This window comes from Haloimpatiens lingqiaonensis, assembly GCF_901447495.1.
Classification (GTDB): Bacteria; Bacillota; Clostridia; order Clostridiales; family Clostridiaceae; genus Haloimpatiens; species Haloimpatiens lingqiaonensis.
The window spans coordinates 1-12,606 of sequence record NZ_CABDWS010000083.1 but is presented as its reverse complement, the minus strand read 5'-3'; the positions used below and the strand labels follow the sequence as shown (position 1 = coordinate 12,606).

Here is a 12,606-nt window from a genome sequence, read left to right as displayed (position 1 = left end):
GATTTGCTCTGCCAATGGTGGGCTACCTCCTATGGTTAAAAGACAGAGATACTATGAATCTCTAAATCAAGCTGCCTAATAACGAACTATGCGAGAAAAAACTGTCAAGTAATATTGACAATATCAAAACAAGTTTTTCCAATAACTTCTTTGATGTCGCAATTGGTAATGTTCCCTTTGGTGAATTCAAGGTCAATGATAGAGATTATAATAAGAATAACTTTCTAATTCATGATTATTTCTTTGCTAAGTCCATAGATAAGGTACGAAATGGTGGTGTCATCGCATTTATCACATCTAGTGGCACAATGGATAAAAAGGATGAAAGTATTAGAAAATACTTAAATGCTAGAGCTGAAATTTTAGGGGCAATTAGACTTCCTAATGATACTTTTAAAGGTGTAGCAGGTACTGAAGTCACTTCAGATATTATCTTTTTAAAGAAAAGAGATAGTGTTATTGAGCGTGATGATGATTGGGTTCATTTAGCTGAAGATGAGAATGGTTTAGTTTATAACAAATACTTTGTAGATCATCCTGATATGGTATTAGGTCAAATGGAAGAAGTCAGTGGTCGCTTTGGAAATACCATAACTTGCTTACCAAAAGAGAATGTCACATTAAAAGATTTACTTGAAAGTGCGAGTCAAGAAATATCAAAAGATGCGAAATACGAAGAAATTGAACTGCTAGACGATGAAGTGGTATCTATTCCGGCAACAGATGATGTTAAAAACTTTTCATATACGATTATCAATGATGATATTTACTACAGAGAAAATTCGCTTTTCATTAAAAAGCAAGTAAGTGATAAAAACAAAGAAAAGATTAAAGATTATTTAGCTTTAAATGAAGCCTTAAAAGATGTTATCTATAAGCAGAAAGAAGATTTTAGTGAAGATGAAATTAACCTTTCTCAAAAGCGTTTAAATGAAGTATATGATGATTTTTCTAAAAAGCATGGATTTATTAATAATTTAAGTAATACAAGAGCATTAAGAGAAGATAGTAATTTCCCTTTGGTATCTTCTATTGAAGTTTTAGATGAAGAAGAAAACTTTAAGGCTAAAGGAGATATCTTTTCTAAACGAACTATTACAAAAGCAAAAACTGTTGAGCATGTTGATACTTCCCTTGAAGCATTGGTGCTTTCTATATCACAAAAAGGTTATGTAGACTTTGAGTATATGGAAAGCTTAAGTGGAAAAGATAGAAATACTTTAATTGAGGAATTAAGGGGAGAAATCTTTTTAAATATTCGTGAAGAAAATACAAACTTTAATCAGAGATTGTTATTTGATATGGAAGATGGGGATTTACCTTTTGCTTGTAGTGATAATGTCAATTCATTTAAATATGCTTATGTCACTAAAGATGAGTATTTAAGTGGGAATATTAGAGAAAAAATAGGTATTGTCGATAGTTATATTGCAAGGTTAAAACAAGCTAGCCGTATGCTTGATGATAGTGATGAAAGAAATGCAGTTGAAAAAGAATTAGTACGATTAGAATATCAAAAGTCAGAACTTGAAAAAGTTAAACCAAAAGAACTTGAAGCAAGCGAAATCAATGTAAGAATCGGTGCTACTTGGATTCCACCAAAGGATATTGAACGCTTTATCTATGAAACACTTAAAACACCAGGATATGCAAGATGGGATATTAAAGTTAAGTTTTCTCATCTGACAAGTGAATGGAATGTTGAGGGTAAAAGTAAAGATAGAGGAAATGATCTTGCTGAGATGACTTATGGTACAAGCAGAGTCAGTGCATATAAACTTATTGAAGATGCTCTAAATTTAAAAGAAACAAAAGTATTTGACCAAATAATTAATGATGATGGCACTAAAACATCGGTACTTAATAAAAAGGAAACGATGTTAGCTAATCAAAAACAAGAGTTAATCAAGGAAGAGTTTAAGAACTGGATATTTAGTGATCAAGAAAGAAGAAATCGACTTGTTGCTATTTATAACGAAAAATTTAATTCGATTCGTAATCGAGAATATGATGGCTCTAATTTAACTTTTGAGGGAATGAGTACTGACATTACACTTCGACCTCATCAGAAAAACGCAATTGCTAGAACACTTTATGGTGGTAATAGTTTGCTGGCTCATGTGGTTGGGGCTGGCAAGACTTTTGAAATGGTTGCAAGTTCAATGGAAGCTAAACGATTAGGAATGTGTAGTAAATCACTCTTTGTTGTTCCTAACCATTTAACTGGACAAATTGGTAGAGAATTTATGCAGCTATATCCATCAGCTAATATTATGGTGGCTGATAAGAAAGATTTTGAACCTAAAAAAAGAAAACGATTTATAGGCAAAATTGCAACAGGAGAATATGACGCAGTTATCATAGGGCATAGTCAATTTGAAAAAATCCCAATGTCAAAGGAATATCAACAAAAGCATATCCAAGATCAAATTGATGAAATTATTAACTACATCGAAGAATATAAGCATGATAGAAATCAAAATTTCACAGTTAAAGAACTTCAAAAGACAAAGAAAAAGCTAGAAACAAAACTAGAGAAGTTAAATGATGATTTCAAAAAAGATGATGTAATCACTTTTGAAGAACTTGGTGTTGATAAATTATTTATCGATGAAGCACATAACTACAAGAACCTATATCTTTATACCAAAATGAGAAATGTTGCAGGCATTGGACAATCTGAGGCTTTTAAGTCTTCAGATATGTTTATGAAATGTCGTTATATGGATGAAATAACTAATGGTAAAGGAATTGTATTTGCGACTGGTACGCCAGTAAGTAATTCCATGACAGAGCTTTATACCATGCAGCGTTATCTTCAGTATGATGAGCTAAAAAAGAATGGCTTGGAGCATTTTGATAGTTGGGCTAGTACCTTTGGAGAAACGCAATCAGCATTAGAATTATCGCCAGAGGGAACAGGCTATAGGGTTAAGACAAGGTTTTCTAAGTTCTATAATTTACCTGAATTAATGAGTTTGTTTAAAGAAGTTGCTGATATTCAAACTGCAGATATGTTAAATTTACCAGTTCCTAAAGCACATTATGAAGTCATTAAGACAATGCCTAGTGATGAGCAAAAAGAAATACTAAAGAGTTTATCAGAAAGAGCAGATAAAGTTCGAAATAGACAAGTAGAACCAGAAGAAGATAATATGCTTAAGATTACCAATGATGGAAAGAAATTAGCTTTAGATCAGCGTTTAATCAATCCATTATTACCTGATGATGAAAATTCAAAAGTTAATGTGTACGTTAAAAATATCTTTGCAATATGGGACAAGACAAAAGAAGATAAATCAACACAGTTATTATTCTCTGATATGTCTACTCCAAAAGGTGACGGAAGTTTTAATATTTATGATGATATTCGAGATAAACTAGTTGATTTAGGAATACCAAAAGAAGAAATAGCCTTTATTCACGAAGCAAATACGGATAAGCAAAAGGATGAACTCTTTGCAAAAGTAAGAAAGGGTGAAATTCGTATATTGATGGGTTCTACACAAAAAATGGGTGCAGGTACAAATGTTCAAAATAAACTTATTGCCATGCATGATTTAGATGTGCCATGGCGTCCGGCTGACCTTGAACAAAGAAGTGGTAGAATTGTGCGTCAAGGTAATGAGAATAAAGAAGTGCATATTTATCGCTACATTACAGAAAACACCTTTGACGCATACCTTTGGCAAACTATTGAAAATAAGCAAAAATTTATCTCTCAGATTATGACAAGTAAGACTCCTGTTCGAGTGGCAGAAGATGTTGATGAAAGTTCTCTTAATTATGCTGAAATTAAGGCACTAGCAACAGGTGACCCAAAAATTAAAGAAAAAATGGATTTAGATAATGAAGTGACAAAACTTAAAATGCTTGAAGCTAACTATAAGTCTAATCGTTATCGTTTAGAGGATAAGGTTACAAAATTTTATCCTGAGGAAATTGCTAGAACCGAAAAGCAAATTGAAGCTATCAAAAAGGATATAGACAATGTAGAACCACAAGGGAGTGGAGAAAACAAGTTTACTTCAATTACCATTTTCGGTGAGAAGATATTGGATAAAAAGATTGCTGGTGAAAAGCTACTTGAAGCAGTTAAAACAGTCAAAATCAATGACAATAAAGTTATTGGTTCGTATCGAGGTATGGATTTAGAAGTTGGTTATAATTTCTTAACAAATGAGCATAATTTTAGTTTAAATGGTGCTACAAAGCATTATGGAGAACTTGGAACAAGTGCTGAGGGCAATATCACAAGACTTGATAATGTAATCGAGAAAATGCCAGATAAAATTACTAGACTTGAAGAAAAGCTAGTAGCTACAAAAGGACAACTTGAAAATGCCAAAGAAGAGTTAGCGAAGCCTTTTGAAAAAGCAGATGAATTAAAAACTAAGGTTTTAAGATTAGCAGAACTAAACCAACTTCTTGATATGGGAGAAGTTGAAGAAAAGGTTAATCCTAATCCTTTAATCGCAGATGTTAAAAATGCGATTATTGATTTTATTAATAGAGAATACGAAGAAGATCATAAATATGAGGATTTTAATAATCTCTATCCTGACCTTAAGCATATTGGCATTGCCTACACAACAACACCAGATGAAAAATATGAAATTCAATATGAAGTAAATTTAGAGGATTTTATGGCTACACAATATGTAAATAATGAGCCTATAACTGAGTATGATTATTTAAAAGAATTAGGTAGTGAAGAAAAGGCATTACAATCAATGTTACAAGATATGGAAATAGCTGATTTTAGTGATTTTGTTTCTATTGATGATAATGACCTTAAAAATGTACTTGGTCTTGAACGAGATGACAATGGTAATATTTATGATCCGTTAGCTCAGGATTTGGATAATGATGGCGTATCTGATAGATACGATCATGATTTTAGGGATAGTGATTATTTTGAAACAACTTACGATGTAGATGACAATGTTCAGTTAAAAGGAAATAAGGCTGAAAAGCCATCAATTTTAAAACAGATTAAATCATATCAAGATAATGAAAAAGAATCTGAAGTAAAAGAATGTGGCACAAAAGAACATGATGAAAGATAAGGGGATCGGGTTCGACCTCTTTAATATTTAGTAGAATAACGGAGGAATATTATGAATTACAGACAAATGAGAAACACATTAGAAAAAATGGCAAATGAAAACCATGAAGATTATACAAAAGCTTTAATCAGCTTTGAAAAAGGTATCAATGATAAGGACGCTTTGGATAAGCTTTATACTGATTATATGGAAAATGATAGTATGAGCTTACTTAACGATGAATTTGATTATATGATTGATGAACTAAGAGAAAATGGACAGTTAAAAGAAAATGCAACTATTCAAGAGGAAGATAATGATCTAGTGAATGTTGTTGGTAATATTGTAGGTGATGTTGAAGTTGTAGAAAGAGAAAACAAAAATGGAGAGCCATTTAAGGTGGCAAATTTCTCCATTGTATCCAATGATGAAAATGGCGATAAGTTTTATACAAATTGTTCTGCTTATGGTGAAAAAAGCGATATTCCAAAAGAATTTAAGCAAGGTGATTTTGTGAAAGTCTTTGGACAAGTTAGAATTTCAATGGACGATAATGGTAAGGAATATAGCAATGTTAGAGTGTTATCTTCAAAACTTTTAAAAGCAAAAGAACAGATGAAAAATCAAGTTGAGGATAAAGATTCTGTGCTTGGTGCAATTAAGAAATACAAGGCTGAAGAACAAATAAAGCCATCTGATAAAAAAGAAACATCAAAAGAAGCTGAAAGATAAGATATGTCGGTGTGGTCTTATGACTGCACCGACTATTTTTTTGTAGTGAGAGTTCGAGAAAATGAACTATTTTATTGAGAAAGACTAATATATTGTGTTATAATGGAAAAGAATAATTTTGAAATAGGTAAGGATGGAGGTTTCTATGTCAAAATTGAGTTATAAAAAATTGTTTAAGATGTTAATAGATATTGATATGTCAAATACAGAACTTATTGAAAAAGCTGGAATTAGTAAAAGCACATTTTATAAAATGAAAAATGGGGAAAACATCACTACAGATGTATTACTTAGAGTTTGTGATGTATTAAAGTGTGATGTTTCAGATATTGTGGAATGCATTGAAATTACGGACAAGTAAAAGGGTTCATTTACAATTTTGAGAAAGGAGAAATTATAATGGGAAATTCTATATTGAACAAGGCGAGATATAGTAATAACACAGATGAGTGGTATACGGATTATAAAACAATAGAAAATGAAGTAAACCATTATGAATCCCAATTTTATGGAAAAAAAATATTGTGTAATTGTGATGATCCATATGAGTCCGCTTTTGCTAAATTCTTTTTAAGAAATTTCAATCGTTTTAAACTAAAAAAACTTGTCTGCATTTCGTATGCAAAATCAGCTATGCACTCAAGTGAAGATGGTAGAGGACTTCTTTTGGAAGTTGATAAAATGCCAATTTTTGAAAGTGAAAACATAAATAATAAAGAAATGATTGATAAATTAACTATGAATGGGAATATAAGAAAATTAGTTGGTGATGGAGATTTCAGAAGTTCAGAGTGTGTGAATTATTTAAAAGAATCAGATATAGTTGTGACAAATCCACCATTTTCTAAATTCACAGAACTGTTTTCTTTAATTACTAAATATAACAAAAAATATTTATTAATTAGTAATCAAAATGCTATAACATACAAAGAAATTTTCCCTTTAATAAAAAATAATCAAGCTCGTGTAGGATATCATTTTGGAGATATGGCATTTAGAGTACCGGATGATACAGAACCTAGAAAAACAAGGTTTTGGATTGATGATTCTGGTCAAAAGTGGCGTAGCTTAGGAAATGCAATGTGGTTAACGAATTTAATAGTTTCAAAAAGTAATAGCAGGAAGTTAGTGTTAACACATAACTATTCAAAAGAGAATTATCCAAAATATGACAACTTTGATGCGATACATATTCCAAGGGTATCAGAGATTCCAATGGATTATTATGGGGTTATGGGTGTTCCACTCACATATTTGAAATATCACGACGAAGATATGTTTGAAATTGTAGGCGAAGCAAATCATGGGTCAGATAATGAATATGACCTATTTAAGCCACAAATAGATGGTAAAGAAACTTTTAAACGAATATTAATAAAAAGACGAAAGCGAGAGAAAGAAATGGAATTTAGGATACTAGATTTATTTTGTGGTGCTGGTGGCATGTCCTATGGAATGCATAAAAATAAGCATTTTGTAACCAAAGTTGCACTTGATATTAATGAAAAATTAGCACAAACATTCAAAAAGAATATGCCTGATACAGAATTGATTATCGGTGATATCCAAGATAATAATGTAAAAGAAAAAATTATTAATTTATCTAAGAAAAACAATGTAAATATGATTATTGGAGGACCACCTTGTCAAGGTTTTTCATTAAAAGGGAAAAAATTAGGTTTAGATGATCCAAGAAATTTTCTATTTATAGAATATCTTCATTTAGTAGAAGAACTTCAACCATCGGTTTTTGTGATAGAAAATGTTAAAAGTTTGATGTCGACATCTAATGGTTGGTTTAAGAATCAAATTATAAGTGAAATTAAAAAATTGGGCTATGAAGTTAGTGTGGGAATAGTTAAGGCAAGTGATTATGGAGTTCCACAAAGTAGAGAAAGAGTTATATTTTTATGTAGTAAGAATAAAGCTATTTCTATACCTGAAGCTACTGTTGATGTACCGATAACAGTAAGAGAAGCGATTGAAGACTTAGCATACTTGAATTCTAATGAGGGGGCTTTTGAACAGAGTTATATTACAGAACCAATGACAGATTATCAGAGGATGATGAGAATAGATAGTAAAAAATTGTATAACCATAAAGCCTCTAACCATTCTCAAGTTGCAATCGATAAACTTAGCATGATACCTCCAGAAAAAGGAAAAGAATATTTACCTGAAGAACTTTTAGGCAAACAAAAATTTAATTCAACTTGGGGAAGATTAAAATGGGATGAACCATCTCCAACTATTGATACTAGGTTCGATGCAGCATCGAACGGAACGAATAATCATCCTTTTTTAAATCGTGCTATAACACCTAGAGAAGCAGCAAGAATTCAATCTTTTGATGATAGTTTTATTTTTTATGGTAATAAAGTAGATATTAGAACACAAATTGGAAATGCAGTTCCGCCACTTATGGCAAAAGCAATAGCGGACCATATTTATAAATGTTTAGTTAAAGATGAGAGTGAGGGAGAAGAAAATGAATAGTCAAATGGCTTATTTAGTTGGAATGATATTAGGTAACGGAGAGGTACAAAGAGATAGTAATAGTACTACAATAACTATTGAGATACCACATAAAAATTTAAGAGATGATGAAGGACTAGAAGTTTCTGTATATGTGAAAAGTAGTTTAGCAGACATTAGAGGTGTTATAGAGCCTCTTTTAGGTCATTCGTTACCTATTACGCAAACAAAAACTGCTACAAGAGTATCTTTCACAAAGCCTAATGAAGATTATACAATGAGAGAAATTTTAAGATTTATTGGTAATGGGGTTCATCATTCAACCATGACAATGAATGATGAGTTATTTAGTATGACTACTGATGAAAAGAAAGAATTGTTAAGAGGCGTAGCTGATGTAACAGGCTATATTAGAAAAAGTAATATGGCTTATGGACAAGATGGATGCCATAGGGTATATATCGAAATACCGGGAAATTGGCAATTTGTTATTGATGTTGCAAATATGTTAAAAATGCTAGATATACCAGTACAAACAATAGATTTCGGTCATCCTAATTTTAGAGATTCTAATTTAAAAAAATATAACGAAGGAAAACCTTATTATTGGAAAAAAGAACATCAAGTTAAGATTTGGGCAAACGAATTTTTGCCTATAGGATTTAACATTGTTCATAAGCAAAGAGCATTAGAAAGATATGCAGAGGAATTGCTTGACTACTTAGATGAAAATAAAACACATCAATTTTATTGGGAAAAACCAATTAGATTGAGAAATAAACCTATTCATCCTATGGAAAATGATGACAGTTTACCAGAAAAAATAAGAGGAAAACATTTTGATTCATGGACTCAGTTAGCAAAGGAATTAGGTTATGGCGAATAATGTAAAAAGTGAATTTGAACTATACCCAGGTATGTGTGCATGGCTAGAAACATATCTTAAAGACAAATTTAAAAGCAAAAATTGTGAAGTAATAGTAGTAGACTGTCATTCTGTTTATCTTGATTCGATTTTAGAAAAATATGGAGTTATTCAATATTATCCACAAGTTGTAGGGCTAAAAATAGAAATAGATGTATTAGGTATTGTAAAGTGGAAAGATAAAGCTGAAATTTATTTAGTTGAGGCGAAAAAAACGGCTTTAAACCTTCAAAATTTAGGACAATTATTGATCTATTGTAAACTTTGTGATCCTGAGGAAGCATATTTATTATCATCTGGTGGTTTAGGAAGTTTAAAAAAAGTTTTGAACAATTTAAATAGAGAAGATTTATTAGACTATGGAAACGGTAAAAAAATTAAAAAAATAAGAGTCGCAAGATGGGATATCACTAAAGATGGAATAGATAATCATTCTATTGTTCCAAAGATATAAAGTATTAAATGTATTAAGAGGTGATGATAACGATGTTTGATAATGGTTGTGAATGGCTAAGATGTGATTTTCACCTTCATACTAGAAAAGATAAGGAATTTAAATATTCAGGTGAGGAACATTCTTTTGTTAATGATTACATAAGTTCTCTAGAAAATAGCAATATCAAAATTGGATTAATAACGAATCATAACAAATTTGATTTAAATGAGTATAAGGCTTTAAAAAAAGCAGCAAGTAAAAAGAACATATTTATACTTCCTGGAGTAGAATTGTCTGTTAAAGATGGTAAAAACAGCGTACATACGCTTATAATTTTTAATCCTGAAGATTGGATTCAAAATGGAGAAAACCATATAAATAATTTTTTAACTGCTGCTTTTCAGGGAATAAACAATCGTGAAAACGAAAATACATGTTGTAATTATGATTTAAATACTTTACTAGTAGAACTTGAAAAACTTAATAAAGATTATTTTATTGTATTTGCACATATAGAGCAAAAAAGTGGACTTATTGAAGAATGTGGTGGTGGAAGATTATCTTCTTTGGCTTCAAATCATGAATTTAAAAAAAGAGTTCTAGGTTTACAAAAATTAAGAACAAAAGATAACATAAAAAAGATTAAAGATTGGTTTGGATATGAAGTAGCATTTGTTGAAGGTTCAGATCCAAAGAAACTTGAGGAAATTGGCAAAGGTAAAGAAACATATATTAAAATTGGAGAGTATTCTTTTAACGCATTAAAATATGCTTTACAAGATTATAAAAATAGGATTTCTGATGAATTACCTAAAATAAATCATGGATATATAAATTCAATATCATTTAAAGGTGGTAAATTAGACTCGATGAAGATTCCATTTTCAAATGAACTTAATACCTTAATTGGTATTAGAGGAAGTGGAAAATCATCAGTTTTAGAGTCAATAAGATATGCTTTAGATTTAAATGCGAATATTGATAAAGACTACAAAGATAATTTAGTAAAAAACACTCTTGGTTCGGGTGGGGAAATATCATTAGATATTATTGATAAATATGGTAAACACTATGAGCTTAAGAGATTAATGAATGAACAATACTCTATTTTAGATGGAAATGGTAATGATATTGGAATATCAATAGATTCTATTATAAGTAATCCTTTATATTTTGGGCAGAAAGATTTATCTTTTACTCAAAGTGGATATGCCTTTGATTTATTGCAAAAATTATTAGGCAATAGAATAAAAATACAGTTAGATTCCATAGATGATTGTATTTTTAATTTAGAAAAATCAATAAGAGAATTTTTTCAATTATCATCAATTCCATCGAAGATAGAAGAGCTAAATACCAAAAAACAAGATTTAGAACATACACTTAAAATTTTTCAAGAGAAAGGAATTTCTGAAAAGTTAAAAAAGCAAACATCATATAACAAAGACTATAATAAAATTGAACACTTAATGAGTAAAGTTGAAGATGTTTATTTAAATTTTAAAAAAGTATATGATGAAGTTGATACGGATGACTTTAAATTATCTGATTATCATAGTGACTATAATGATGAATTATTTGAAGATATAAATGAAGTATTAAACCATATCACTGACTCTTTTGCGAACATTTCCAATGAAATCGAAAGAATTTCCTTAAATAAAAATTCTTTGAAATTACTTAAGGAAAAATTGGATAATGACATTAAATCATTAAAAGAAGAATTCGCCTCTATTAAACGAGATATACAAGACGAGGCATTAGATCCTGATAGTTTTGTAAAATATAATTCTGAATACGAAAAGGTAAAACAAGAGATTGGAGAGCTAACAAAAAAGAATAATTCAAGAGAATCTTTAATTTTAGACATAAAAAAATATATTCGAGAAAGAAACGAAATTCTTAGTAGTGTATTTAGAAAATATGAAGAAGAAATTAAAAAAATAAATGAAAGTCAGAACGAGCTAGAAATTAGGATTCATTTTAAGGGTAACAAAGATAAATTTAAGAATGATATCAAGGCAAAATTTAGAGGTACAGGTCTTTCAGAAGTTAAAGCTATAGAAATTTCCAATAAGTTTTCTGACTTTATTTCGATTATAAGTGATTATATTTTGGATGATTCGAAACAATTACACACAATAGTCAATGAAAAGATTGTTTCCAAAATACAGGATAAAATACAAGAAAACTATAAAGAACTCATTAAAGAAGTTTGTCCAGATTTGGTCGAGATTTATTATCATAATAAGTTATTAGAGCATCATTCAATAGGTCAAAGAGCATCGGCATTAATATTATTTGTATTAACACAAGAAGATAATGATTTAATCATTATCGATCAACCAGAAGATGATTTAGATAATCAAATTATTTACGAGGAAGTTATAAGTACAATTAAAAGAAAAAAACCAACAATTCAATTTATATTTGCTACACATAATGCAAATATACCTGTGTTAGGAGATGCTGAATGCGTTGTTGCTACACAGTATAATGATAGAATTGATTTAGATATTGGTAATATCGATTGTTCTGCTACTCATAAAAAGATAGTAGACATTATGGAAGGTGGAAAAGAGGCTTTTGAAAAAAGAAAATTAATATACACAAATTGGGATAATGGTAAGTAGTCTCATCGCTCCATCTCTTTACCCATATATTTCTCATAATTCTTTCTGATGTGGTAAAGCTCATTCATATCAGATTTTGTAGAAGAATACTCTTGCATTAGGGTAGTAAGCGTCAAAAATTAAGTATCTAGAAAACATACCCTCTCATTGATAAACTTAAGTAAAAGATTATCAATGGGAGGTTTACTTATGTATAAAAAATTAGATAATGATGCTTGGGAGGAATATTTAGTAAGCGTCAAAAATTAAGTATCTAGAAAACATACCCTCTCATTGATAAACTTAAGTAAAAGATTATCAATGGGAGGTTTACTTATGTATAAAAAATTAGATAATGATGCTTGGGAGGAATATTTA

6 protein-coding genes and 1 pseudogene are annotated in these 12,606 nt (G+C 30.1%); all 7 read left to right on the top strand.

Annotation, left to right across the window (positions count from 1 at the left end; genetic code table 11):
- Nucleotides 1-116 precede the first annotated feature (116 nt).
- Nucleotides 117-5,069 (top strand): annotated as a pseudogene (locus FGK85_RS12965) (helicase-related protein); the annotation flags it as partial.
- Nucleotides 5,070-5,120: 51 nt separating this feature from the next.
- Nucleotides 5,121-5,780, top strand: a complete 660-nt coding sequence (locus FGK85_RS12960) for a single-stranded DNA-binding protein (protein WP_138207286.1) — start codon at nt 5,121-5,123, stop codon at nt 5,778-5,780.
- 145 nt (nt 5,781-5,925) lie between these two features.
- On the top strand, nt 5,926-6,141 hold the full coding sequence (locus tag FGK85_RS12955) for a helix-turn-helix domain-containing protein (RefSeq protein ID WP_022420262.1): 216 nt from the start codon (nt 5,926-5,928) through the stop codon (nt 6,139-6,141).
- A gap of 38 nt (nt 6,142-6,179) precedes the next feature.
- Nucleotides 6,180-8,276: a DNA (cytosine-5-)-methyltransferase gene (gene dcm, locus FGK85_RS12950; protein WP_022420263.1), complete on the top strand. Its 2,097-nt coding sequence runs from the start codon at nt 6,180-6,182 to the stop codon at nt 8,274-8,276.
- Nucleotides 8,269-9,141: a hypothetical protein gene (locus tag FGK85_RS12945; RefSeq protein WP_022420264.1), complete on the top strand. Its 873-nt coding sequence runs from the start codon at nt 8,269-8,271 to the stop codon at nt 9,139-9,141. Before dcm ends, FGK85_RS12945 begins: the two co-directional genes overlap by 8 nt.
- The gene (locus FGK85_RS12940; protein WP_138207284.1) at nt 9,131-9,634 is read left to right on the top strand and encodes a hypothetical protein; all 504 of its coding nucleotides are present in this window, start codon (nt 9,131-9,133) and stop codon (nt 9,632-9,634) included. Before FGK85_RS12945 ends, FGK85_RS12940 begins: the two co-directional genes overlap by 11 nt.
- A 32-nt stretch (nt 9,635-9,666) precedes the next feature.
- Entirely contained in the window at nt 9,667-12,249 is a 2,583-nt protein-coding gene (locus FGK85_RS12935; protein WP_138207282.1) for a TrlF family AAA-like ATPase, read from the top strand.
- Nucleotides 12,250-12,606: the final 357 nt, after the last annotated feature.

Coding starts and splice junctions, on each gene's coding strand:
- FGK85_RS12960 (WP_138207286.1), top strand. CDS start 5,121: ATGAATTACAGACAAATGAGAAACACATTAGAAAAAATGGCAAATGAA.
- FGK85_RS12945 (WP_022420264.1), top strand. CDS start 8,269: ATGAATAGTCAAATGGCTTATTTAGTTGGAATGATATTAGGTAACGGA.
- FGK85_RS12940 (WP_138207284.1), top strand. CDS start 9,131: ATGGCGAATAATGTAAAAAGTGAATTTGAACTATACCCAGGTATGTGT.
- FGK85_RS12935 (WP_138207282.1), top strand. CDS start 9,667: ATGTTTGATAATGGTTGTGAATGGCTAAGATGTGATTTTCACCTTCAT.
- dcm (WP_022420263.1), top strand. CDS start 6,180: ATGGGAAATTCTATATTGAACAAGGCGAGATATAGTAATAACACAGAT.
- FGK85_RS12955 (WP_022420262.1), top strand. CDS start 5,926: ATGTCAAAATTGAGTTATAAAAAATTGTTTAAGATGTTAATAGATATT.